At 45.4% G+C, this 22,750-nt stretch carries 28 protein-coding genes, 1 pseudogene and 1 riboswitch; of the genes and pseudogenes, 4 read left to right on the top strand and 25 right to left on the bottom strand.

The window, feature by feature from the left end:
• Positions 1-53: 53 nt before the first annotated feature.
• Positions 54-1,040, bottom strand: a complete 987-nt coding sequence (locus tag AR442_RS10090; protein ID WP_014418814.1) for an SIS domain-containing protein — start codon at positions 1,038-1,040, stop codon at positions 54-56.
• 196 nt (positions 1,041-1,236) lie between these two features.
• On the opposite strand from AR442_RS10090, the gene AR442_RS10085 reads away from it, so the two are divergent.
• The gene (locus tag AR442_RS10085) at positions 1,237-2,163 is read left to right on the top strand and encodes a MerR family transcriptional regulator (RefSeq protein WP_014418815.1); all 927 of its coding nucleotides are present in this window, start codon (positions 1,237-1,239) and stop codon (positions 2,161-2,163) included.
• Positions 2,164-2,196: 33 nt separating this feature from the next.
• Here the strand turns inward: AR442_RS10085 and AR442_RS10080 are convergent, their stop codons facing one another.
• From AR442_RS10080 to AR442_RS10070, 3 genes and pseudogenes are all read right to left on the bottom strand, one after another.
• Entirely contained in the window at positions 2,197-2,787 is a 591-nt protein-coding gene (locus AR442_RS10080; protein ID WP_007410098.1) for a sporulation delaying protein family toxin, read from the bottom strand.
• An 84-nt stretch (positions 2,788-2,871) separates the two neighbouring features.
• A pseudogene (locus AR442_RS10075) lies at positions 2,872-3,688 on the bottom strand (sporulation-delaying protein SdpB family protein); the annotation flags it as partial.
• Between the two features lie 32 nt (positions 3,689-3,720).
• Positions 3,721-4,251 carry an SdpA family antimicrobial peptide system protein gene (locus AR442_RS10070; RefSeq protein ID WP_017418969.1) on the bottom strand — a complete coding sequence of 177 codons (531 nt, stop codon included), beginning with the start codon at positions 4,249-4,251 and terminating at the stop codon, positions 3,721-3,723.
• 122 nt (positions 4,252-4,373) lie between these two features.
• Between AR442_RS10070 and AR442_RS10065 the strand changes: the two genes are divergently transcribed.
• Positions 4,374-4,646 carry a DUF1648 domain-containing protein gene (locus AR442_RS10065; RefSeq protein ID WP_014418818.1) on the top strand — a complete coding sequence of 91 codons (273 nt, stop codon included), beginning with the start codon at positions 4,374-4,376 and terminating at the stop codon, positions 4,644-4,646.
• A gap of 38 nt (positions 4,647-4,684) precedes the next feature.
• Here the strand turns inward: AR442_RS10065 and AR442_RS10060 are convergent, their stop codons facing one another.
• The 4 genes from AR442_RS10060 to AR442_RS10045 all read right to left on the bottom strand — a co-directional run bounded on the left by AR442_RS10060 (position 4,685) and on the right by AR442_RS10045 (position 7,929).
• The gene (locus AR442_RS10060) at positions 4,685-5,059 is read right to left on the bottom strand and encodes a nucleotide excision repair endonuclease (protein ID WP_007410094.1); all 375 of its coding nucleotides are present in this window, start codon (positions 5,057-5,059) and stop codon (positions 4,685-4,687) included.
• 66 nt (positions 5,060-5,125) lie between these two features.
• Positions 5,126-6,241, bottom strand: a complete 1,116-nt coding sequence (locus tag AR442_RS10055; RefSeq protein WP_014418819.1) for an NAD(P)/FAD-dependent oxidoreductase — start codon at positions 6,239-6,241, stop codon at positions 5,126-5,128.
• 382 nt (positions 6,242-6,623) lie between these two features.
• Positions 6,624-7,358: a DUF6060 domain-containing protein gene (locus AR442_RS10050; protein ID WP_014418820.1), complete on the bottom strand. Its 735-nt coding sequence runs from the start codon at positions 7,356-7,358 to the stop codon at positions 6,624-6,626.
• A gap of 70 nt (positions 7,359-7,428) precedes the next feature.
• Entirely contained in the window at positions 7,429-7,929 is a 501-nt protein-coding gene (locus tag AR442_RS10045; RefSeq protein WP_014418821.1) for a hypothetical protein, read from the bottom strand.
• Between the two features lie 128 nt (positions 7,930-8,057).
• On the opposite strand from AR442_RS10045, the gene AR442_RS10040 reads away from it, so the two are divergent.
• Positions 8,058-8,522: a DUF2691 family protein gene (locus AR442_RS10040; RefSeq protein WP_014418822.1), complete on the top strand. Its 465-nt coding sequence runs from the start codon at positions 8,058-8,060 to the stop codon at positions 8,520-8,522.
• A gap of 132 nt (positions 8,523-8,654) precedes the next feature.
• Positions 8,655-9,491, top strand: a complete 837-nt coding sequence (gene csn, locus AR442_RS10035; RefSeq protein WP_003151879.1) for a chitosanase — start codon at positions 8,655-8,657, stop codon at positions 9,489-9,491.
• Between the two features lie 35 nt (positions 9,492-9,526).
• On the opposite strand, the gene sufB is transcribed toward csn, so the two are convergent.
• The 17 genes from sufB to AR442_RS09955 all read right to left on the bottom strand — a co-directional run bounded on the left by sufB (position 9,527) and on the right by AR442_RS09955 (position 22,737).
• The gene (sufB, locus tag AR442_RS10030; protein ID WP_007410090.1) at positions 9,527-10,924 is read right to left on the bottom strand and encodes a Fe-S cluster assembly protein SufB; all 1,398 of its coding nucleotides are present in this window, start codon (positions 10,922-10,924) and stop codon (positions 9,527-9,529) included.
• 19 nt (positions 10,925-10,943) lie between these two features.
• Positions 10,944-11,387 carry a Fe-S cluster assembly sulfur transfer protein SufU gene (sufU, locus tag AR442_RS10025; RefSeq protein ID WP_003151877.1) on the bottom strand — a complete coding sequence of 148 codons (444 nt, stop codon included), beginning with the start codon at positions 11,385-11,387 and terminating at the stop codon, positions 10,944-10,946.
• A complete protein-coding gene (gene sufS, locus AR442_RS10020; RefSeq protein WP_014418823.1) occupies positions 11,377-12,597 on the bottom strand; it encodes a cysteine desulfurase SufS in 1,221 nt (406 codons plus the stop codon). The genes sufU and sufS overlap by 11 nt, the downstream gene beginning before the upstream one ends.
• A complete protein-coding gene (gene sufD / locus AR442_RS10015) occupies positions 12,597-13,910 on the bottom strand; it encodes a Fe-S cluster assembly protein SufD (RefSeq protein WP_014418824.1) in 1,314 nt (437 codons plus the stop codon). Before sufD ends, sufS begins: the two co-directional genes overlap by 1 nt.
• Positions 13,911-13,927: 17 nt before the next feature.
• Complete coding sequence (sufC, locus tag AR442_RS10010) at positions 13,928-14,713, bottom strand: Fe-S cluster assembly ATPase SufC (protein WP_003327022.1); 786 nt, start codon at positions 14,711-14,713, stop codon at positions 13,928-13,930.
• Positions 14,714-14,889: 176 nt separating this feature from the next.
• Entirely contained in the window at positions 14,890-15,042 is a 153-nt protein-coding gene (locus AR442_RS20320; RefSeq protein WP_003151857.1) for a YuzK family famiily protein, read from the bottom strand.
• A gap of 192 nt (positions 15,043-15,234) precedes the next feature.
• Positions 15,235-15,612 (bottom strand): carboxymuconolactone decarboxylase family protein, encoded by a 378-nt coding sequence (locus tag AR442_RS10005; protein WP_029973602.1) that lies wholly within the window; start codon positions 15,610-15,612, stop codon positions 15,235-15,237.
• Positions 15,613-15,704: 92 nt separating this feature from the next.
• Positions 15,705-16,520: a methionine ABC transporter substrate-binding lipoprotein MetQ gene (gene metQ / locus AR442_RS10000; protein WP_014418825.1), complete on the bottom strand. Its 816-nt coding sequence runs from the start codon at positions 16,518-16,520 to the stop codon at positions 15,705-15,707.
• A gap of 13 nt (positions 16,521-16,533) precedes the next feature.
• On the bottom strand, positions 16,534-17,202 hold the full coding sequence (locus AR442_RS09995; protein ID WP_012118383.1) for a methionine ABC transporter permease: 669 nt from the start codon (positions 17,200-17,202) through the stop codon (positions 16,534-16,536).
• A complete protein-coding gene (gene metN, locus AR442_RS09990; protein WP_003151850.1) occupies positions 17,195-18,220 on the bottom strand; it encodes a methionine ABC transporter ATP-binding protein MetN in 1,026 nt (341 codons plus the stop codon). The genes AR442_RS09995 and metN overlap by 8 nt, the downstream gene beginning before the upstream one ends.
• Positions 18,221-18,325: 105 nt before the next feature.
• Positions 18,326-18,432: riboswitch (SAM riboswitch) on the bottom strand.
• 111 nt (positions 18,433-18,543) lie between these two features.
• Complete coding sequence (locus AR442_RS09985; RefSeq protein WP_007410085.1) at positions 18,544-18,894, bottom strand: SCP2 sterol-binding domain-containing protein; 351 nt, start codon at positions 18,892-18,894, stop codon at positions 18,544-18,546.
• Between the two features lie 96 nt (positions 18,895-18,990).
• Complete coding sequence (locus tag AR442_RS09980) at positions 18,991-19,311, bottom strand: thioredoxin family protein (protein ID WP_003151847.1); 321 nt, start codon at positions 19,309-19,311, stop codon at positions 18,991-18,993.
• Between the two features lie 2 nt (positions 19,312-19,313).
• Positions 19,314-19,679, bottom strand: coding sequence for a toprim domain-containing protein (locus AR442_RS09975; protein WP_007410083.1), 366 nt, complete (start codon positions 19,677-19,679; stop codon positions 19,314-19,316).
• Between the two features lie 69 nt (positions 19,680-19,748).
• Positions 19,749-19,985, bottom strand: a complete 237-nt coding sequence (locus AR442_RS09970) for a YusG family protein (protein WP_003151845.1) — start codon at positions 19,983-19,985, stop codon at positions 19,749-19,751.
• A gap of 54 nt (positions 19,986-20,039) precedes the next feature.
• Positions 20,040-20,423 carry a glycine cleavage system protein GcvH gene (gene gcvH, locus AR442_RS09965; protein ID WP_014418827.1) on the bottom strand — a complete coding sequence of 128 codons (384 nt, stop codon included), beginning with the start codon at positions 20,421-20,423 and terminating at the stop codon, positions 20,040-20,042.
• Positions 20,424-20,482: 59 nt separating this feature from the next.
• Positions 20,483-20,839 carry an arsenate reductase family protein gene (locus AR442_RS09960; RefSeq protein WP_003151843.1) on the bottom strand — a complete coding sequence of 119 codons (357 nt, stop codon included), beginning with the start codon at positions 20,837-20,839 and terminating at the stop codon, positions 20,483-20,485.
• Between the two features lie 113 nt (positions 20,840-20,952).
• Positions 20,953-22,737 carry an acyl-CoA dehydrogenase family protein gene (locus AR442_RS09955; protein WP_007613612.1) on the bottom strand — a complete coding sequence of 595 codons (1,785 nt, stop codon included), beginning with the start codon at positions 22,735-22,737 and terminating at the stop codon, positions 20,953-20,955.
• Positions 22,738-22,750 lie beyond the last annotated feature (13 nt).

The raw sequence follows: 22,750 nt of genomic DNA, 5'->3' as shown, positions 1-22,750 counted from the left end.
CCGGACTATAACGTTATATATCATTATAGTCCGGTGAAATATAATGCGCGTTCTTAATATTCGACTTTCCACATGTAACGCCTCTGGCTTAACGGATGGTTCCTTGCTTCCGCCAGCGCATCCGCATAGCTTCTGAGCACCCGGTTTAATACGAGAGGAGCCAGATAGCCTTTTACAGAATCGTCAATTCCGGAAAAATCATATGCTGCCGCATCAAGCACAGTCAGTTTTTTGCCGTATCTTTTTGAGAAGGAAAGCGCCCGCTCTTCAAGGGGTCTTGTTTCGTCTAAGCCGAGCAGGATAATAAATGGAACGGATTCATCAATGATTTCGAACGGTCCGTGAAAATATTCTCCGGCATGAATGGCGTGGGAATGAATCCATTGCATTTCCATGAGAATGCAGATGCTGTAGGAGTAAGCGACGCCGTAGTTCGCACCGCTTGCCATCGTGTAAATGATATCTTCTTTTTCGTGGGCTTTCGCGAATGCCTTTGCGTGATCCGCTTCTTGTTTAAGCGCTTTGTCATATACGGTCTGGAGCTTATTGAGTCCGTCGATCGCCTGCTCAAACGCGGGATGGTTTTCCAGCACGTGTAAAGCGCCGAACACGATTTGATACAGAACCCCGTAATTCGTATTTATCGCCTGTGCGTTCTCACCCCAGTCATAAACCGCGACATATTCGGCTTCTTTCGCTAACGGCGAATCAGGCTCATAGGTCATCGCAATTGTAAGCGCGCCTTTTTTTCTGGCGAAACCGGCGGCTTTCACCGTTTCCGGCGTATTGCCTGAATGAGAACATAAAATCACGAGAGAGTTCTCTCCGAGCTGAACGGGATTGCGCTGAATAAATTCATTTGAACTGTAGAGATCAGAGCTGATGGCTTTCGCCTCTCTGTCAAACACGTACTTGCTCGGATACATAATGGCTGAAGAACCCCCGCAAGCGACGAAAAAGACGTGGTCAATCGTTTTTCCTTTCAGATCATCCAAGAAAGCCTGAACCTTGTGATTCACTTGTGCGGCAGTTTGACTCAAATCCTTCACTCCTCAGTGTTTTATTATATAACGTTATATAACATTATATAACGTTATATTAATCGCAACAAAGGTGCGTTGTCAATCATATTTTCTGAAATTTCTAAAATATAAAATAAACCCGCCTTATTTCCCGCCCTCTCTTGACCTGACCCTTAGAGACACGTTTAGAATGAAAAGCAGGGAGTGATTCAGAATGAATATAAAAGAAGCCGCCAGGCAGACGGGTCTCACGAAAAAAGCCATCAAATATTATGAGCAGGAAGGTTTAATCACCGTCAGCAAAAACCCTGATAACGGATACCGTGAGTATTCCGCTCAGAACGTGAATACGCTGAAAATGATTGCCGCCCTCCGAATGCTGGCACTGTCTGTAAGCGATATTAAAGCGTTCCTCTTAGAGGGCAGCAGTCTGCATGATATACTGCGCCAGCAGCATCAAAAGCTCAGCCGGCAGATTGAAGAGCTTGAGCAGGAACGGAAACTGACTGAAATGCTGATCAAGCGCGTGGAAGATGAGGAAAATGTCGATTCAATTTTGCATGATATCGGCGAGGTCAAAATAGATGAACCGAAGTATATGGGACTTCAGCTGAAAAAACTGTTCCCGGGAGATTTCGGAGAATTTATCGCCGCGCTGTTTGAACCGTTCCTCGACTTTTCTATTGATACAGATGAGAAAAAAGCGATATGGGCGGAGCTTATTAAAGTATTGGATGATATGGAAGAAGTTCCGGCTGCACACCCGATGATGCAGCTGGTCGGCAAGGAGGATCCGGCTCAGCTCCAGCAGCACAAAGTCCAGCATGACCAATTTATCGAGCGGATTTTGGAGAGAGACCCCGCCACTTGGGACACTCATAAAAACATCATCATTCAGCTTGTGAAAAGAGTGCAGACAGATGAAGAATACAGAGAAAGCCTGATCAAGGTCGGAGAATCCGCTTCTGATCTGCCCGCGCTGAAGGCGGGATCGCCTTTCAGCAATCTTCTTCAAAAGCTCAGCCCGAAATATGACACGTACGTGCGACTTCAGCTTGAACTGAAAAAAGAAGCCGACGAGGAACTCGGCTTTGATTCAGAAGCATATTTAAAACAGATGCTTCAATCAAAAAAACGCTAAGGTTCGTCTCCTTAGCGTTTTCTTTCTTCAGCCTCAGTGCTGCGCGTTAATGCGGTCAACGACATTAGCGATGAGCTGCTCTTTTCCTAAGTCGGAATCTTCGTCAACGCTTGCTACTGTCAAAATGATGGCCGCTACCGCAAGAGCGATCGTCTCAATGGCGGCCGCCGCGTTTAAAAATACCCATACAGCCGTTGCGCATTGGCCGATGGCCGTTGATTTTCCTTTGTCCATGCTCTTTTTGTCAAACTCTTCTTTCAGCACTTTCGCCATAATCTGCGAACCTTGATCAATGACGCTGTTCACTTTCTCATAATCGCCGCTGTAGACCGCCGCTTTCAACTCTTTAAAATAATCCGGCGATGACTTTTTAATATCAGCGATCACCTGATCGGAAACTTGCTTTAATTCATCCTGATCAATCTTTTTGACAGCCTTGGTATCCCATACTTCAGGAAGGAGCTTTGCGACCTCACCTTGTCCGAAAAAGATGCCGGAAAAAATGTCTTCACCCGAATAAGAGACGGATGGCTCAGTTTTCGCCGCGGCATGCGGGCCGACTAATGCAACCATTAAAACAAACACCAGCATCATGGCAGCTGCGGACTTCTTGCTTTTAACCATATAATTTCCTCCTTTTCCTTTTATTGAAAAAAATGTATCTGATAAAAAGGGGATTGTAATGGTTCAAAGCTACTGTTTTCTCTGCCGGCACCAAAAACAGGACCAAAATACCAGCCACCGTAATGGAAAACGAGGTAAGCCCCAGCATAACGGCAAAGATTTCGTGCATAAAAATGGATATAAACAATATCAGACGCCAATATGTTTTCGGAGCGAACAAAGCGCAGAACATAATGGTTTGCACAATAAGCGTGCCCCAAGTCGGGATGATGACAAGCTTGGACTGCAGGATAAAGTCAAACAGACCGTGAAGCGCATCCGGCAGACCCAGCATCGGATCGTTCAAATAGTAATAAACGGCAGTTCCGTTCTGCCACTCTTCTTCCATCAGTTTGGCAATGACGGAGTTAAAATACAGCATTGCGACCTGTATTCTGATGATTGTCAGCGTCGCCCAGCACAAGGAGCGGTAATAAGGCTCAAGCGGCCTTTTCTCAAAAGACGCCTCGTACGGAGACCAGTGCCATTTCCGCGGATCGGTTAACGTCAGCGGGAGCAGCAGCAGTGTAAAAACGGCAGCCACCTGATCTCCTCCGTCAAGGGTAACGGCGGAGTTTTGGAAGCTGTACGAAATCCACCAGTGAAAAAAACCGGTGATTCGCGGCCGCCAGCCAATGACGACAAGGATTAACATACAGATACAAACGGCTTTGACGATCTCAATGTAACGGAAATCGGGAAACAGCAGAAACAGGCTGAACGTGTCGGAAAAACTGAGCATTTGATTTTGCGTTTTGAAGAAGACAGATGCCGGATTGAACAGCAATGTCAGCAGCGTGCCGAGGGCGATTAAGCTTCTGGCAAGCCCGTACACATTTGTCCAAGGCGGATTCTTCATCATCCATAAGGTGAGCTGCTTTTTTGCATCCTGAATCAATTGACATCCACTCCGATGTATTTTTTGATGGTTCTTTTCGTTTCGGTATGCTGGCTCCATGCCCATGGGGTAATGCGTTCATATGTAATGATCATTTTCCCTTTCAGCCTTGGGGAGGGGGACTCATTTTTCATTTTCAGAAATGTGGTATCCTTAAAGTCTTGACCAGCCGAAAAGTCATTCCACTTCTCTTTGGAAGGCAGCTTTTCCAGCATAAGGCCGAGCTCTATCCCTTGCGTCCGCCCGTAGCGGTTTAAACCGATCACATTTTTCAGAGAATTATTCGGCCATCTGAGCTCCTCATCGGCATCAAGAAGATAGATGTTCAAGCTGTCTTCTCTCGGATCTTTACTGAAAAATCCCCAGCTTTGCGGATAAATCATGGAAACGGTTTTGGATTGATGCTTGGTTAATTGGATGGCGGAGCTTGGCAGTGCCGCGATGACGGTAAAAAACAAAACGATGATCCAGGCGGCCATGATAAAAAGAAAGAATGAAAACATGCTGGTTTGCTTCTTGTCAGTCAATTGAAACCCTCCTAGCGTATGGAAATTTCATTGACATGATTATACACCAATCAACAGGTAAAATATTGATAAATTAGATTTTTCGAACTAATATACTATTATATGTAAAAAGGAGTGTTCATATGTTTTTGATGAATGATAAAGTGCTGTGGGGAGCTGTGGTTCTCGCCTTTATTCTGTCGATTGTGTTTTATCCGTTTCTTCCTGCTGATATGGCCATTCACTATGACGTGTCAAACCGTCCGAATACATCAATCAATAAAACGGCCGGCGTCCTGATTTTTCCTGTGCTCATGATGATCTGCATGTTATTCAGAAAAAAGGCCGTCCAGCTATTCCTCGTCGTTTACTGTCTGCTGATCGTGCATATTGCCGTGATGTGGCTGGCACTGTAAACATAAAGAAAACCGGAGCCCTTAAGCTCCGGTTTTTCTTATTTATAAAATACTTTCTCAATGTTGTATTTCGACTGAAGGGTATTGATCGCGTACGTTTCGTAAATCTCCCTTTCCATCGGATCATTTACGACACATACTTCAATTTTATACACTTCGTCCCTGTGATGTTTAACAGGCGACACATTGTCTTCAAAATGCTTTTTGATTCTTTGTCTTAATTTACGGGCTTTCCCGACAAACAGCAGCTCATCATGAATGTTATAAAACATAAATATGCCGCCTTTGTCTCTCGGAATTTGGTGAAAATCAATGAAACCGTAAATCGCTTTAATCGCCGGTTCATTCTCCGACGGTGACTGCTGCCGTTCCGTAATGGTTACATCAGGAGCAGGAAGGTTTATTTTTATCAAAATGGGTCACGTCCTCTTATTCATTAAAGCTCCATCCTATCATAAGAATGCGCCAAAAGCTATTTTTTATTCAAGCGCCCCGGCCGGATCATAAAGGCTTAAATCAATTTCCGTCTGCTGACCGAGCGCGAGTTTCGCCAGTTCAGCCCCCAGATACGGCCCGCTCGTCAGTCCTGAGGCGCCCAGCCCGTTGGCAACGAGGAGTCCGCTGATATTCGGCACTTTGCCGATGACAGGAAGAAAGCCGGGAGTAAACGGCCTGAAACCGACTCTTGTCTCTATTACAGTACTGTCTGAAAGGCCCGGCGCCACGGTTAATGCTTTGTCAAAAATCTCGCGGAGGCCGCCGGCCGTCACCCGCAAATCCATGCCGGTATCGTTTTCATGAGTCGCACCCGCTATGATTCTGCCGCTGTCAAAGGCGAGAATGTATTGATCGTTTGGGGGCATGACGACGGGCCAGCCGCCCGTATCCTCTCCCTGAAGCTCTAAATGAACGATCTGCGCCTTTTGGTATGATACTGAAAAACGGATGCCGAGCGGCTCAAGCAGCTCTCTCGCCCAAGCGCCGGCCGTTACGAGAACCTGGCCGGCAGTAAGCGTGCGTTCTGCGGTTTTCACACCGATGACGGCACCGTCCTCAGTCAATATTGACGCTTCTTCATTGTAAACAGCCGCGCCGTGCTTAACGGCCGCACTTAACAGCGCCTTACGAAGCGCCCTCCCGTTCACCCGGGCCGCGCCGCTGACATGAACTGCCCCGAATTCCTCCGACAGCGCGGGGAACAGCGCCTTCGTTTCTGCCGGTGTCAGTCTTGTAATGTCACCGATTTCAGGGGCGTCTTCTCTTCTTTTATAAGCTCTTTCCTCCATTTGGCTGAGCTTTTTTTCATCTGTATGGAGGCTGACGGCACCGACCTTTTGATAACCGGTTTCTGTTTCTCCGTCCGCTTCAAGCTGCTGTATCAATCGTTCATAATAACGGGCGCCGCCTTTTGCGATCGCATACCATGCCTGATTGCGCCGCTGCGACAGCCACGGGCAAACGATCCCCGCCGCGGCGTCAGTCGCCTGCCCCGGGTGTTTCCGGTCAATGACCGTTACATCCGCCCCGGCCTTTGCGAGATGATAAGCCGCGGACGCACCGAGAATGCCGGCCCCGATAATCATATAAGACTTCATGTGTAACACCTTTTCTATCTGTTTTGTCTTATTTATTTTAACAAATGGAGCGCTTTGCTTCGACCTTTTGCCCCCATATGAAAAAGCAGAAGGTCGACCAATCTCTTCGCTCTCCTATCAAAGATTCCATCTATCAATAGAGAAAAGGTGATGTCTTAAACGTAAATCATCATGGATGTGAAGAAAACACAGACCCTAAATCGACAATCGCAAGCTTTCAAACAGCAGCCAGTATCAATTCAAAAGTCATAATCAACGTATATACAGATCAAGAACAAAAGAGAACATCAAAGAACGCGGCTAAGTATCAAGCCCCGTCCTTATTGAGAGGATAAAGGCATTATCACTATTATCCTTCCACTATATAAACTGATCTATCATACTATTTTTTAGTAAAAACAAAAGTATAGTATCCATCAGCTTCTCCGGTTTTCATCTTAATCGCTGATCTTCCATAGGCTGATTTACTGCTGATTTTACCATGCATTGTAGAATACTGCGTTAGGGTACCTGTAGACTTTCTTTTGTATGGTTTAAAGGCTATATATCCAGATTGGCCTTTTTTGAGCGTAAAGGAATATGTAGTAGAATAAGATTTTGCTGACGTAAAATTAAAACTAGCTCCATAGTTTATAGCTTGAATTTCTGATGAAGCATTAACACTGTAAGACTTAGATACAGTAGCTTGCGTCTGTTTATCTACTCTGCACGATGATGTAGTACACTTAATTGTTGCTGAAACTTTAATAGGGTCACCATAATATTTAGTGGCTGATTTTTCTTTATATCTCCAATATCTAAGATCAACGTCAGCATAGGGCTTAAATTCTAATTCGTCATTACTTTCCTCAGAAACAACAAACTCATTCTCTAAATCTTCGTTTTCTTTTATTTCAGTCGTTTTTTCATATTCATCTTTTGAAACAGGTACAAGCCCATGTTCTGACGCTTTGAATGGTGCGATTACTGCACCTTGTTCCTCATCATAAAATTTTTCTACATTTGAATCAGATAGATTAATGGTATATTGCTCGACAGCGAATCCTTTCGAGGGATTTCCAAAAACCATCAAAAATACCACGAAAACTGCAATCAAAAGCGTAACTTTCTTTTTCATATACACCCTCCTTATTTTATGACACATCAAAATATTACCAGAGAAGTATATTTTTGTAAACTAGGTGTGATTAATTTATACTAGGAATTAACAAATAATATATTCCAGATTTCTTATCCACATGAGGGGTTACATTATTATCTGTCTGAGTTTCAATTTTCAGATTTTTCGTTTTGTTAAATCCAGCATATAACTTATATTTTTTACCTGAATAAGACTTTACATCAAATGAAATATCTGTCTTATTATTCTGATTTTTAAGCGCTACACCATTTCCATTCTTTACCCATATAACTTTTTTATCTTTCCATGCCAATGTTCCTGTTCCTATACCCATTTGTTTATTTTCTTCAAATTTGTATATCACAACTTTTTCATTGTCAATTTCCTTTGTTTCATATATAAAATCAGTGATATAAGGTGATTCTTGTTTAGCATACTGTAAAGCTTCATGTTCAGTATTAAATTTTTTCGCTGAATCAGGAGTTTCATTATTCTTAATAAAAAACAAACTGATTATGAAAATAATACAGATGACCAATAAACAAATAATGATCTTTTTCCCCTTCATAACAATAGTCCTCCAATTTAGAAACATATTAGCTATTATTATAGCAATTTTACAGTAATAAAATAAAGCTCCTATGGATTTAATTTCAAAATAGTCAGTCATTAGTTATTCGATTTCCTCATTTTATTATGAAACGCGGCATTACATTTAACATCCCAAATGAGTTCGGACGGTTTGCGGCAGATATATTACAACCGTTCCCGATCTCTCCCTATACGTGGTTTATCGGTGATGGAGAGGCGTATATTGAGTTCAAAGAAGACACCGATACAGACCTGTTTCCACAAAATCAGCGCATCATTCAGGGTCAAGAACTCCGTCAGCGTCTGGAAGGAAACCCTTATTATATGATTTTTGCTGAATTGAAAGCTTTCCCGGGCGGGATGGTAACGGAAATCAATACGTATGAGGAATATTTGGAGAGTTCCTGTGAGCTTGTGCTTCTCATTGCAGATTGCTCGTATGTAACGTTATATTGCAAAGATCCGGTTATGCTCGAAGCCCTTTATCAGCAGGCTGTACAATGCGGGTTTCACCGCGTTGACTATGTTACAGATGAGAATGACGCAAGAACGGGATTGTCTGTCTGGTGAAGGTCGTTCTTTTTATGAAGCGCCGGATAGGGCTTAGGATTCAAAATATTGACAAATTCGTGTGTTTTCAACAAAAAAACAACCCCCTCATGTATACTGAGTGCGTAACTTACATATGAAAGGGGTATGGCAATGAAAATCAGCTTGAAGAAAAAAGCAGGTTTTTGGAAGAAGACGGCGGTTTCATCTCTTATTTTCACCATGTTTTTTACCCTGATGATGAGCGGTACGGTTTTTGCGGCCGGGCTGAATAAGGATCAGAAGCGCCGGGCGGAACAGCTGACCAGCATCTTTGAAAACGGAAAGACGGAAATCCAATACGGATATGTTGAAGCGTTGGATGACGGAAGAGGTTACACTTGCGGGCGGGCCGGCTTTACGACGGCTACCGGAGATGCGCTGGAAGTAGTCGAAGTCTACACGAAAGCGGTGCCGAATAACAAATTGAAAAAGTATTTGCCTGAATTGCGTCGTCTTGCGAAGGACGAAAGCGATGACATCAGCAATCTGAAAGGATTCGCTTCTGCCTGGCGCTCACTTGGCAATGATAAAGCCTTCCGCGCTGCCCAAGATAAGGTAAATGACAGCTTGTATTATCAGCCGGCGATGAAACGTTCAGAAAATGCCGGACTGAAAACGGCCTTGGCAAAAGCAGTGATGTACGATACGGTGATTCAGCATGGCGACGGCGATGATCCGGACTCCTTTTATGCCCTGATTAAACGCACGAACAAAAAAATGGGCGGGTCACCGAAAGACGGAACTGACGAGAAGAAATGGCTCAATAAATTCTTGGATGTGCGCTATGACGATCTGATGAATCCGTCAGATGAGGACACTCAGGATGAATGGAGAGAATCGGTTGCCCGTGTCGACGTTTTCCGCGATATTGTCAAAGAGAAGAACTACAATTTAAACGGGCCGATTCATGTCCGGTCAAGCGAATACGGTAATTTCACTATTCAATAAAGAAAAAAACCCCGCCACATGGCGGGGTTTTACTATTAACCGATGGAACCTTCCATTTCGAATTTAATCAAACGGTTCATTTCAACTGCGTATTCCATCGGAAGTTCTTTTGTGAACGGCTCGATGAAGCCCATAACGATCATTTCTGTTGCTTCTTCTTCAGAAATACCGCGGCTCATCAAGTAGAAAAGCTGTTCTTCAGAAACTTTTGATACTTTCGCTTCGTGCTCCAATGAAATGTTGTCGTTCAGGATTTCATTGTAAGGGATTGTATCAGAAGTTGATTTGTTATCCATAATGAGCGTATCACACTCGATGTTTGAACGGGCGCCGTCCGCTTTTCGTCCGAAGTGGACGATACCGCGGTATGTTACTTTTCCGCCCTGTTTGGAAATCGATTTTGATACGATTGTGGATGACGTATTCGGTGCAAGGTGAATCATTTTCGCACCCGCGTCCTGATGCTGTCCTTTGCCCGCAAGAGCGATAGAAAGCGTCATGCCGCGCGCGCCTTCACCTTTCAGAATGACAGCCGGATATTTCATCGTCAATTTAGAACCGATGTTTCCGTCAACCCATTCCATCGTCGCGTTTTCTTCACAAACCGTACGTTTCGTTACTAGGTTGTAAACGTTGTTCGCCCAGTTTTGAATTGTTGTATAACGGCAGTAGCCGCCTTTTTTGACGATGATTTCAACAACCGCGCTGTGAAGCGAGTTTGTTGTGTACACAGGAGCCGTACAGCCCTCTACGTAATGAACGCTTGCTTCTTCGTCAACGATGATCAGCGTACGTTCGAACTGACCCATGTTTTCGGAGTTGATGCGGAAGTAAGCTTGAAGCGGTGTTTCAACCTTCACGCCTTTAGGCACGTAGATGAAAGATCCGCCGGACCAAACAGCTGAGTTCAGCGCCGCAAACTTGTTATCAGTCGGCGGGATAACTTTCGCCCAGTGCTCGCGGAAAATGTCTTCATTTTCTTTCAGCGCGCTGTCTGTGTCTTTGAAGACGATGCCTTGCTCTTCAAGATCTTCTTTCATATTGTGGTACACAACTTCGGATTCGTACTGTGCAGAAACACCGGCAAGGTATTTTTGCTCAGCTTCAGGAATACCGAGTTTGTCGAATGTCTGTTTAATTTCCTCAGGCACTTCATCCCAAGAACGCTCTGAACGCTCAGACGGCTTTACGTAATACGTAATTTCGTCAAAGTTTAAAGAGTTTAAATCCCCGCCCCACTGCGGCATCGGCATGTTGTAGAAATGCTCAAGAGATTTCAGGCGGAAATCAAGCATCCATTGAGGCTCTTCTTTCATGCGTGAAATTTCTTCTACGATTTCTTTTGTCAATCCGCGCTCTGAACGGAAAATGGAAACGTCCTTATCGTGAAAACCGTACTTGTATTCACCAATTTCAGGCATTTTTTTAGCCATCCATTTTCACTCCAATCTTTTAATTGCCGCCTTTTTCGCCAGCGACTCCTTTTTCAAGTGCTTTCCATGAAAGGGTGGCACATTTAATCCGGGCCGGGAATTTCGAAACGCCTTGAAGGGCTTCAATATCCCCGAGATCTATTGAGTCGTCATACTCTTTCCCTTGCATCATGTCTGAGAAAATCTTAGACATGGAAAGGGCGGTATCAATATCTTTTCCTTTAATCGCCTGCGTCATCATGGAAGCTGAAGCCATGGAGATGGAGCAGCCTTCTCCTTCAAACTTCGCTTCCTGAACGGTATCGCCGTCAAGCTTCATTGTCAGTCTGATCCGGTCGCCGCAAGTCGGGTTGTTCATATCGACGACGATGCTGTCATCCAAAACCCCTTTGTTGCGCGGATTTTTGTAATGATCCATGATCACTTGTCTGTATAATGTATCTAAATTTGCATTAAAAGACATTTGTAAAGTACTCCTTTGTCTTTTGGAGGGCTTCCGCGAGCTTATCGATCTCTTCCTCTGTATTATACAGATAAAAACTCGCTCTCGCAGTAGCAGATACATCCAGCCATTTCATGAGCGGCTGGGCGCAATGATGGCCGGCTCTGACCGCAATGCCCTCAGCATCGAGGACAGTCGCGACATCATGAGGGTGAACCTCATCAAGATTAAATGTCACAAGTCCCGCCCGCTCTTTCGGACCGTATACCGTCACGCCGTCTAGCTGCTCGAAACGGTCAAGCGCATAGGCTGCAAGCTTATGCTCATGCCGGGAAATCTCGTCGAGTCCGATCTCTTCAAGAAAATCAATCGCGGCTCCCAATCCGATCGCGCCTGCAATGATCGGCGTGCCTGCTTCAAATTTCCACGGAAGCTCTTTCCAAGTTGATTCATAAAGCCCTACAAAGTCGATCATCTCGCCGCCAAATTCGGCCGGCTCCATATTCTCAAGCAGTTCTTTCTTGCCGTACAGCACGCCGATTCCCGTCGGGCCGCACATTTTATGGGAAGAAAGCGCGAAGAAGTCGCAATCCAAGTCCTGAACGTCGATTTTCATGTGCGGTGTGCTTTGCGCCCCGTCCACCACGATGACCGCGCCATTGTCATGAGCGATTTTGGCGATCTCTTTAATCGGGTTGATCGTGCCGAGCACGTTTGACACATGAGCGACTGCCACGATCTTCGTATGGCTTGTGACAGTCTGCCGGACGTCGTCCAACGAAAGCGTGCCGTCTTCCTGCATCGGGATATATTTTAAAGTCGCGCCGGTTGCTTTGACAGCCTGCTGCCATGGAATGATATTCGCATGATGCTCCATTTGGGTGATGACCACTTCATCACCGGGTTTTAAGCTGGCGCGGGCATAGCTCAGCGCCACCATATTCAGTGAAGTTGTCGTGCCTTTTGTGAAAATGACCTCAGCCATTGACTTCGCATTGATAAACTTACGGACTTTTTCACGCGCACCTTCATAGCCGTCTGTCGCTCTCGTGCCAAGAGTATGAACGCCTCTGTGGACATTGGAGTTGTATTTGTTGTAATACTGATCCACTGCTTCAATGACAGCACGCGGCTTCTGGGAAGTCGCCGCGCTGTCAAGGTACACGAGGTCATGTCCGTTCACTTGCTGATGAAGGATCGGGAACTGTTCACGAATATCGGTGATATTCATTATTTTACTTTCCTTTCGATGACGGAGACGAGCTGTTTCTTAACTCCTTCAATCGGAAGCTCTTTTACCACCGGAGCAAGGAATCCGTAAATGACTAAGCGCTCCGCTTCTTCTTTCGGAATTCCGCGGCTCATTAAGTAGTAAAGCTGGATCGGGTCCACACGGCCGACAGATGCCGCATGTCCTGCAGTTACATCGTCTTCATCAATTAAAAGAATCGGGTTTGCATCTCCGCGTGCTTTTTCACTCAGCATCAGAACGCGGGATTCCTGTTCAGCGTTTGCTTTAGACGCGCCGTGCTCGATTTTGCCGATTCCGTTAAAGATGGAAGATGCGGCATCTTTCATGACTCCGTGCTTCAGGATATAGCCTTCAGAAGCCTTACCGAAGTGGATGATCTGCGTCGTAAAGTTTTCCGTCTGTTCTCCTCTTCCGACAACTACGGTTTTCGTATCGCCGTATGTGCCGTCACCGTAGAGGTTTGTCGTGTTTTCAGAAATCGTGTCGCCGTCGTTCATCAGTCCGAGCGCCCACTCGATTTTGCTGTCGCGTCCGCGCGCGGCTCCGCGGCGGTTGACGTATGTTGTGACGCCTGCTGACAGGTTGTCAACGGCGCCGTACGTCACGCTGGCATTATCAGCTGTGACCACTTCACTGATAATGTTGAATACAGCTTCTTTCGGATTCACCGTGCTGATGTAGTTCTCAACGTAAGTGACGGAGCTGTGATCTTCAGCGACAATCAGCACGTGGTTGAACAATGCCGTGTCATTGCTTTCATGAACGTAAACGGCCTGAACAGGCGTCTCCACCTGAACGTTTTTAGGAACATAAAGGAATGCCCCGCCGTTCATTAATGCTGCATGAAGCGCAGTCAGTTTATGTTCGTCGACCTTAACGCCGTCTTTCATGAAATACTTCTCAACAAGGTCGCTGTGCTCACGGGCAGCCGTTAAGATGTCCGTAAAGATGACGCCTTTGTCTTTCAGTTCTTTAGAAAGAGAAAGAAAAGCGGGCGTTTGGTCACGCTGCACGTATAACGTTTTGTCTTCGTTTTCGATATCGATCAGCGCTTTTGCTTCATCAGCTAAATCTTCTAAAGAAGCAAGCGGCGCATTTTCTACTGTATGCTTGTTGAACTTTGTAAAGTTCCAATTTGTGATTTTTGTTTTATCAGGCTTAGGCAGCGGCAGATCTTCAGCTTTTTCAAGAGCCTGTAAGCGCAGGTTTTTCAGCCAGGCAGGTTCTTGATGCTTTTCGGAAAAGCCTTTGACATATTCCTGATCTACGGATAGTTTCGTTTCCAATGTCATGATTATCCCCCTAACGCTTACGCTTCTTGGCCTACAGTTTCGTCTTCAATGCCTAGTTCTTGTTTAATCCAGTCATAACCTTCCGCTTCAAGGCGCTGTGCAAGCTCCGCGCCGCCGGATTTCACTACGCGTCCCTGCATCATAACGTGAACGACATCAGGCGTGATGTAGTTCAGAAGGCGCTGGTAGTGAGTGATCATTAAGCAGCCGAAGTTTTCGCTGCGCATTCTGTTAATTCCTTTAGAAACGACTTTAAGCGCATCGATATCAAGACCTGAATCGATCTCGTCAAGAATGGCGATTTTCGGCTCGATCATCATAAGCTGAAGGATTTCGTTGCGTTTTTTCTCCCCGCCTGAGAAACCTTCGTTCAGGTAACGCTGCGCCATTTCAGGGTCCATTTCAAGGAACTCCATGTTTTCGTCCATTTTGCGGATGAATTTCATAAGAGAAATTTCATCGCCTTCTTCACGGCGGGCGTTAATCGCAGAGCGAAGGAAATCGGCATTTGTCACACCGCTGATTTCGCTTGGGTACTGCATCGCAAGGAAAAGACCCGCCTGAGCGCGCTCGTCCACTTCCATTTCCAGTACATCCTTGCCGTCAAGCGTGATGCTGCCTTTTGTAACTTCGTATTTCGGGTGTCCCATAATCGCTGCTGAGAGCGTGGATTTACCGGTACCGTTCGGCCCCATGACAGCGTGGAATTCGCCGCCTTTTATTTCAAGGTTTACACCTTTTAAGATCTCTTTTCCTTCGATTTCAACGTGAAGATCCTTGATCGTTAATGTTGAAGCAGCCATATCTATACCTCCAAAATATATAATCATTATTCTCAATTTATTCTCATTCTAATTTTATAACAAATGAAAAGTAAATACAACTTTTTATATTACCCGGAACATTCCTAAAGTTTATCAAAGATCAAGGCGTAATTAAAGCTGTTTGAAACAGAAAAAGGGCGGAAATCCACCCTTTTTTACTGACCGATTTTCTCATTAAGCTGCGCTGCGAGGAACTTGCTTTTTTGATATTCAAGCTCCCTCTGCCGTTCGACTTCCATCCTTTTTGAAAGACGCCGTCCGTATTCCTCGTAGCCGATGCCGTGTGACTTCTGCATCGCTTTTTCCATTTCAGGCGTATAGTCAAGGTCCAGTCTCTCGTGGCTGGTGCAGATAATGAATCAATCCCTTCATATATTTGTTTCTATTGTAACAATGATCCCCTGCTCCGGCCAAAGAGAGTGTGCCCCTGAATCCTTTCGAATGTGCCGAAAACCGGCGCTCGCTTTATCTGAAAAACGGTATTCACACGATTGCTCTTTCTAATGCGTCGTATGTCCGAATTCCTGAATGCACTGCTGCACGAGGGTCACTCCCTGACTGAGAGCCGCGCCGCCCCCGAATGCCGCCGCGACGCCGATGACCTCAAGGATGTTTTCTTCTGTCGCCCCTTGGTCAAGGCAGCCCTTCGTATGATAAATCATGCAAAATTCATCTTGAGCGCTGATGCTGATGCCCAGAGCGATTAATTGTTTCTCTTTTTCAGTTAATGAATCCGCAGAGAAACACTGTTCAGTAAATTCATTAAACTTCCGCCCCATCATCGGCATTTTTTGCTCGAATATGCCTAAACCTTCTTTATATTGTTTCAATGCGTCATGCACGCTTTTCCCGTTATCCTGGTATTGGGCCACTGCCATTCCCTCCAATCGTTAACCTTCCTTTTTATTATGGACAGTTCTCCGATTAATACCCGAAAAAAACCCCGGATGATTCATCCGGGGTTTTCGCTTTATTCAGATACGGGAAGCACGGCTCCGTCGTATTTTTTCTCAATAAAGTCTTTGATTTTCTTAGAGTGAAGCACTTCCATAAGCGCTTTGATTTTCTCTGATTTTTCGTCACCTTTGCGTACGGCGATGATGTTTGCGTACGGGTTGTTTTTCGTTGATTCCACTTCAATCGCATCTTTTAACGGATTCAGTTTGTTTTGAATCGCATAGTTGACGTTAATGAAGACTGCATCGCCTTCTTCTTCATTATATGCTTTCGCCGTTAATTCAGGGGCGATTTTTTTGAATGTCAGGTTTTTCGGGTTTTTCGTAATGTTTTTCGTAGTGGCTTCAATCGTTTTTACCTTCGGATCAAGTGTGATCAGTCCGGCTTTTTCAAGCATCGCCAGCATACGGCCTTGTTCAGCGACATTGTTCGTCATGATGATGGTCGCGCCTTTAGGCAGGTCTTTCAGTGATTTGTATTTTTTCGTGTAAATTCCGAATGGCTCAAGGTGAACGGCTCCGGCATTCACGAGTTTGTAATCTTTATTTTCTTTCATTTCCTGTTCAAGGTAAGGAACGTGCTGGAAGAAGTTCGCATCCACTTCATTATCAGCTAACGCTTTGTTGTACATTTTGTAATCGTTCAGCACTTTTACTTTTAATGTGTAGCCTTTTTCCTTCAAGAGCGGTTCCGCTTCTTTTAAGATTTCAGCATGCGGTGTTTTTGTCGCGGCGACGACGATTTCCTTTTTATTTGAGCCGTTTGACCCGCAGGCGGCCAAAACTCCCGCGAACACAAGCAGCAGCGCACTTAATACAATCTTTTTCAATGTAAATCCTCCCTTATCTTTTGTCTATTATATTTGTAATTACATCACCGATAATCTGAATGATAAAGACGATGATGAGTATAAATACTGTCGCTACAAACGTTACATCCGTATTATTGGACTGGTAGCCTTCTACATATGCAAGGTTTCCGAGTCCGCCTGAACCGATGGCGCCGGCAATGGCGGTAGATCCGATCAGGGCGATGGCCGTAACGGTGATGCCTGAAATTAACGCAGGCATTGATTCAGGAATCAGCACTTTGAAGATAATCGTCGATGTCTTTGCTCCCATTGATCTGGCAGCTTCAATGACTCCTTTATCGACTTCCCGCAGCGCAATTTCCGCAAGACGGGCGTAAAACGGCGCGGAGCCGATAATCAGCGCCGGCAATGCGGCGTTCGGTCCTAAAATCGATCCGACCAAAATCTTAGTAAAGCCTAGAAGCAGAATAATTAAAATAAGAAACGGAATAGACCTGAAAATATTAACGACCGCCGCAATCACGGTGTTAATGATTTTATTTTCCCATAAGCTTCCCTTGCCCGTTAAAAAGAGCAGAAGACCGAGAATCGCTCCGATGACAAATGAAAAAACTAATGCGATGACCGTCATATAAAGGGTCTCGTATGTGGCCGTCCACAGCTCGGTTATATCAACGTTCGGGAACCATTTTTCAAACATTTGTGATCACCTCTGCTTCTACCTGTTTGTCTTTGATGAACCGGATCACGTTTTCTACTTCTTTTTCCTGACCGTCAATATGAATGAATAAAGAACCGTAGGCTCCGTCCTTCGTCTGTGAAATTTTCCCCTGCAGAATATTGACGTCCACATCAAAGTTTCGGATCATTTCCGTAATGAGGGGCTGCTCGGCGGCCTGCCCGACAAATGAAAGCTGAATCGTTTTTCCTGTCGCTGTTTCCTGCAGAAAATGCTGGATGGTTTCTTTCGTCTCCTCCGGTTCTGTCACCTGCTGAACGAAACGCTTAGTCATCGGTTCGCGCGGGTTTCTGAAAACTTGGAGTACTTCGCCTTCTTCAACGACTTTCCCGTTTTCCATGACGGCGACTCTGTTGCAGATTTTTCGGATGACGTGCATTTCATGGGTAATGAGCACGATCGTCAGACCGAGTCTGTCATTTATATCGGATAAAAGATCCAAAATTGAATCGGTCGTCTGCGGATCGAGCGCTGATGTCGCTTCATCGCACAGAAGGACTTTCGGATTATTGGCGAGCGCCCGGGCGATGCCGACACGCTGCTTTTGACCGCCGCTCAGCTGCGACGGATAAGATTTTTCTTTCCCCTCTAATCCGACCAGTTTAATCAATTCATCAGCGCGGCGGACCCGTTCGCTTTTTTTCACGCCGGCGATTTCCAGCGGGAACATAATGTTCTCCCGGACGGTGCGTGACCACAGAAGGTTAAAATGCTGGAAGATCATGCTGATTTCCTGGCGCGCTTTTCTCAGCCCGCGGCTGCTTACTTTATTTAATTCCGTCCCCGCGACTTCCACGGTTCCCGACGTCGGCTTTTCAAGGCCGTTCAGGAGACGGATTAAGGAACTTTTACCAGCTCCGCTATATCCTATAATTCCAAATATTTCGCCCTTTTTGATATCAAGAGTGACATCTTGGACAGCATTGACATCCCCATGCTTCGCTTTGTAAATTTTTGAAACATTTTGAAGATGGATCAAAGCAATCACCCGCCTTACACTATTCTAAGAAATCTTCCGGGTTTCTCCGCAAAAGAAAAGCCTTTCTGCAAAAATGAGCAGAAAGGCTTATTGAAAAAGGCCTTTCTCTCATCTTTCAAAGCAGACCGCTTCGAGTGAATTGGCACCATTTCAACATCGTTGATGGTTGCCGGGCTTCATAGGGCACTTCCCTCCACCTCTCTTGATAAGAGAAAACATATCGTATTTTCGTCCGGAAATTCTTACTGTAGAATAGCACGGCGAATGATAAAAAGTCAATAAAATAAATATTGGAAGCTATTGTCACATAGTAGATTGGCAGTTTAAGGCCGTTTACTGATCGCCTGAAAAAATCCGTTTGTCAGCCAGAGGATGGCCTCCAGCTTCAGCAGAGCTCTGAATGATCCTTTCACTTTGAGTTTTCCGCTTTGGATAAGCTTTTGCAAAGAGACATCACCATGAAGGAGATGGATGATTTCTGTCTGGTTTCCGTAGAAGGTCAAATTAGATTTTTCCTTTGAAACCGACGTTTTTCTCATTTCTCCCTGTCCGTTAATTGAGACCGTTAAGGCTTCTGTTTCTCCTTGGAATGTAATCAGCAGAGTTGAGGCGTTTAATAGCGGTTTCAAAAACAGATGCTGTCCGTCATTCTCTGAAACTTCTATTTTCTCCACTCGTATAACCTCCCGTTTTAATGGCCATACATACACTTTCTCTTTTTAACGGACAGAACCCTTTATAAACCGCACGACATTTTCCTGTAAATATTGTCACATCGGGAACGTTTGCGATGTTTTTTGTTTAATCAGCTCATATAAATAGGAAACGGAGCGGAAGGCGTATCCTTTCTCAACAAGCTCTCCGCCTTTAAACAGCAAAAAGCACGGAACGCTTTCAATCTGATAGGCTTTGGCGAATGCGGGGGAATAATTCACGTTGTTTTTATAGAAGGCAGCGCCGGGCAGCATTTCTTCAACGACAGTAAGCATTTTGGACGCCAGCTGGCATGTGCCGCAAAACGGGGTGTACAAATACAGGAGATAAACGTCATCCTGAATCGATTCGAGTTCATTTTCTTGGAGTTCTTTCATGATTACCACCTCAGGTCGTTCTTTTTCAAAAATACAGTGTCAGCATCAAAGCCGGCTCTGATCAGCACAGATGCGAGATGATGGCCCGGGCATGACTCGACTTGCCTGTATGTTCTGTCTATATAAATATGGCGCGCTTCGGGAAGCTCCCGTTTCAGCTGTTTTCTTAATTTTTCTCCGGAGTCATCTGCGTCCGTTAAAATATAGACGTCTCTGTCAAACAGGCGGTCCGCCAAATCTTCCAGTTCGGTTTGGCCGATTGTTCCGTTAGTACAGACGATTTCCGCGGGTTCGATGAGCACTTCCCTGACTTTGATTTTATCAGATTTTCCTTCTACGATAATGACCTTTTCATCTCCGTTGTACATAAGCGCGTCACCTGCCGATTGTTTTAGCGTCAGATTGAAAAAGAAGGCAGTGAAATTCACCGCCAACTGTTAACACCAGCCATTCTCATAATCGCAATCGACATATTTCGGATCGCTGCCGTTTATGACATCGGCTGTTTTATAAAATTTTTGATTTTCAAATGAAAAGCCCTGTTTGAGCTCGTACTGGTCCATGCCTGTCATCTCGCCGATGGCTTCATTTTCATGAAACAAGGAAAACCGGCCGTTTTGAAAGCGGCCCGTAACGTTCTCCGTCACATCGACCTTTTGTTTATCAAAAGCCATTTTAGACACCTCCCGTTACAGATAGAATGTCCAAATGGCCCCTTTGCTATCCGATCAGTCTTCCTGTGTCATTTCGTCATATTGCTCGGAAGTCATGAGGTTTTCGATTTCTTCAGCATCAGCCGGTTCCACGACGATCATCCACGCTTTTTCATACGGAGACTCGTTTACGAATTCAGGACTGTCATCAAGGTCTTCGTTCACTTCCGTCACCGTTCCGTTAATCGGTGCGTACAGTTCGGATACGGTTTTGACGGATTCCACGCTGCCGAATGGCTCGTCCGCTTTAATTTCGGCGCCGACTTCCGGAAGCTCGACAAAGACGATGTCGCCAAGTTCGGCTTGCGCGAAATGTGTAATCCCGATACGGGCTTTTCCGTCCTCAACTTTGACCCATTCGTGCTCTTTGGAATAACGCATTTCTTTCGGTGTGCTCATCTAAATCCCTCCATTTTTTTCTTATAATAAGAAGATACCATAATTCTTTGAACCTGGCATTACATCCAATATTTTTCGAATTGGTCTTCTTTAAAGCCGACAGTGACTTTTTCGCCGTCTGTCGTAATCGGGCGTTTCAGGAGCATACCGTCTGATGCCAGGAGTTCAAGCTGTTCGTCCTCTGACATATGGTACAGTTTTTCCTTTAAGTTCAGCTCGCGGTATTTCATTCCGCTCGTGTTGAAAAACTTTTTGAGCTCAAGACCGCTCTTCTCATAGAGGTCTTTAATTTCTTCTTTCGACGGAGTTTCCTCCGCGATATGTATTTCGTTTATTTCCTTACCGCGGTCTTCCAGCCATTTTTTCGCATTACGGCACGTTCCGCATTTAGGGTACCAGTAAAAATTTAACGACATCTTCTTCACCCCTTGTAAATGATCGTCGTTATTTTAACACAATCACTTGTAAAAACCTATAACGTTGCTTCATGAAAAAGCGCCCCTGATGAAGGAGCGCTTTCAGCATGTGATCAGACCGTATATTTTTCTTCACGGAAGACGGCGGCTGCCGCTTCACGTTTTTTCTGAATGAGGTTTTTCGGCGTCAGGCGCGTCAGTTTGCGCAGCACGGAAAGCATCATGCGGAGGGAATCTCCTTCCTCCATGGCGATCAGTGATTCTTTGGCGTGCGCTTCAATGTTCTGAAGGGCTTCCTGAGCAAAGATTTCCGTATATAACAGCTTCTGCGCGGCTTTTTCGGCACCGTCCGCCGCAATTGCTTTTTCCGTTCTGAGGACGGCAGATTCCAAAGCGTAAAGCGCGCTGACAATATCGGCAATGTTCACCATGATTTCCTGCTCGCCTTCGATCTCTTTGCCGTATTTCTGCGCCGCGAGACCCGCTGTCAAGAGGGCGATCTTTTTCGCCTGTCTGACAATGTATTTTTCCTGTTCAAGAGGTTCTGAGCCCGGCTCTTCAGGCATCAGCATCATGAGTTCTTCTTGGAGCGCTTTTGCTTTTTCAAAGAGCGGCAGCTGACCTTTTACGGCTTTTTTCAGGAACGTGCTCGTTACGATCAGGCGGTTGATTTCATTTGTGCCTTCAAAAATTCTGTTGATTCTTGAGTCGCGATAAGCGCGCTCCACTTCATATTCCTGCATAAATCCGTAACCGCCGTGAATTTGAACGCCTTCATCGGCAATGTAATCAAGCGTTTCAGAACCGCACATTTTGTTGAGCGAGCATTCAATCGCGTACTCGGCGATTGACTTCGCGACTTCGCGTCCGTCTTTTTGCTCCTCTTCCGTCAGTCTGCTCATATTATCTTCGAATAAGCCCACTGTTCTGTATACAGAGCTCTCCATGGCGTAAAGCCGCGCTGACATCGTCGCAAGCTTTTCCTGAGTGAGCGTGAAGCTTGAGATCGGCGTTTTAAATTGCCGGCGCTGGTTTGCATAAGCGGCGGACAGCTCAATCACCCGTTTTGAAGCGCCGATTGTGCCGACGGCAAGCTTGTAGCGCCCGATATTCAGGATATTAAAGGCGATGACATGGCCTTTTCCGATTTCGCCTAGAAGGTTTTCTTTCGGGACTTCCGCCTGATCTAAAATCAGCGTTCTTGTCGACGAACCCTTAATCCCCATTTTTTTCTCTTCCGGTCCCGTTGACACGCCCGGATAGTTCTTTTCTACGATAAATGCGGAAAACTTATCTCCGTCCACTTTAGCGTAGACGACAAAGACATCTGCAAAGGCGGAGTTTGTAATCCATTGCTTTTCTCCGTTAAGAATATAGTGTGTGCCCGCTTCATTCAAAACAGCCGTCGTTTTCGCGCCGAGGGCATCTGAACCTGAACCGGGCTCAGTTAAGGCGTATGCCGCGATTCTTTGTCCTGAAGCCAAGTCCGGCAAATAGGTTTTTTTCTGTTCTTCCGTTCCGAAGAACACGATCGGCAATGAGCCGATCCCGACGTGAGCGCCGTAAGACAGCGAAAAGCTGCCGGCACGTGAAAACTTTTCCGTAATGAAGGCTGAACTGATTTTATCCAGGCCGATGCCGCCGTACTCTTCAGGCACGTCTGCTCCGAGGAGGCCGAGATCTCCGGCTTTTTTCAGCAGTCTGACCGAATGCTCGAACTGATGATTTTCAATTTCATCAATATAAGGAAGCACATCGTTTACGACGTAGTCTTCTGTCGTTTTTCCGATCATTTTATGTTCGTCTGTAAAGTCCTCCGGAGTGAATATTTGATCATATCCCGTCTCTTCAATCAGAAAGCTGCCGCCTTTTTTGACGTTGACCGTTTCCTGTTTCATGCTTCGTTTCCCC

The organism is Bacillus velezensis (assembly GCF_001461825.1).
GTDB classification, from domain to species: Bacteria; Bacillota; Bacilli; order Bacillales; family Bacillaceae; genus Bacillus; species Bacillus velezensis.
This window is presented reverse-complemented; position numbering and strand designations above follow the sequence as displayed.

Coding starts and splice junctions, on each gene's coding strand:
- AR442_RS10085 (WP_014418815.1), top strand. CDS start 1,237: ATGAATATAAAAGAAGCCGCCAGGCAGACGGGTCTCACGAAAAAAGCC.
- AR442_RS10080 (WP_007410098.1), bottom strand. CDS start 2,787: ATGGTTAAAAGCAAGAAGTCCGCAGCTGCCATGATGCTGGTGTTTGTT.
- AR442_RS10065 (WP_014418818.1), top strand. CDS start 4,374: ATGTTTTTGATGAATGATAAAGTGCTGTGGGGAGCTGTGGTTCTCGCC.
- AR442_RS10055 (WP_014418819.1), bottom strand. CDS start 6,241: ATGAAGTCTTATATGATTATCGGGGCCGGCATTCTCGGTGCGTCCGCG.
- AR442_RS10050 (WP_014418820.1), bottom strand. CDS start 7,358: ATGAAAAAGAAAGTTACGCTTTTGATTGCAGTTTTCGTGGTATTTTTG.
- AR442_RS10045 (WP_014418821.1), bottom strand. CDS start 7,929: ATGAAGGGGAAAAAGATCATTATTTGTTTATTGGTCATCTGTATTATT.
- AR442_RS10040 (WP_014418822.1), top strand. CDS start 8,058: ATGAAACGCGGCATTACATTTAACATCCCAAATGAGTTCGGACGGTTT.
- csn (WP_003151879.1), top strand. CDS start 8,655: ATGAAAATCAGCTTGAAGAAAAAAGCAGGTTTTTGGAAGAAGACGGCG.
- sufB (WP_007410090.1), bottom strand. CDS start 10,924: ATGGCTAAAAAAATGCCTGAAATTGGTGAATACAAGTACGGTTTTCAC.
- sufU (WP_003151877.1), bottom strand. CDS start 11,387: ATGTCTTTTAATGCAAATTTAGATACATTATACAGACAAGTGATCATG.
- sufS (WP_014418823.1), bottom strand. CDS start 12,597: ATGAATATCACCGATATTCGTGAACAGTTCCCGATCCTTCATCAGCAA.
- sufD (WP_014418824.1), bottom strand. CDS start 13,910: ATGACATTGGAAACGAAACTATCCGTAGATCAGGAATATGTCAAAGGC.
- sufC (WP_003327022.1), bottom strand. CDS start 14,713: ATGGCTGCTTCAACATTAACGATCAAGGATCTTCACGTTGAAATCGAA.
- AR442_RS20320 (WP_003151857.1), bottom strand. CDS start 15,042: ATGGAAAAAGCGATGCAGAAGTCACACGGCATCGGCTACGAGGAATAC.
- AR442_RS10005 (WP_029973602.1), bottom strand. CDS start 15,612: ATGGCAGTGGCCCAATACCAGGATAACGGGAAAAGCGTGCATGACGCA.
- AR442_RS09995 (WP_012118383.1), bottom strand. CDS start 17,202: ATGTTTGAAAAATGGTTCCCGAACGTTGATATAACCGAGCTGTGGACG.
- AR442_RS09980 (WP_003151847.1), bottom strand. CDS start 19,311: ATGAAAGAACTCCAAGAAAATGAACTCGAATCGATTCAGGATGACGTT.
- AR442_RS09975 (WP_007410083.1), bottom strand. CDS start 19,679: ATGTACAACGGAGATGAAAAGGTCATTATCGTAGAAGGAAAATCTGAT.
- AR442_RS09970 (WP_003151845.1), bottom strand. CDS start 19,985: ATGGCTTTTGATAAACAAAAGGTCGATGTGACGGAGAACGTTACGGGC.
- gcvH (WP_014418827.1), bottom strand. CDS start 20,423: ATGAGCACACCGAAAGAAATGCGTTATTCCAAAGAGCACGAATGGGTC.
- AR442_RS09960 (WP_003151843.1), bottom strand. CDS start 20,839: ATGTCGTTAAATTTTTACTGGTACCCTAAATGCGGAACGTGCCGTAAT.
- AR442_RS09955 (WP_007613612.1), bottom strand. CDS start 22,737: ATGAAACAGGAAACGGTCAACGTCAAAAAAGGCGGCAGCTTTCTGATT.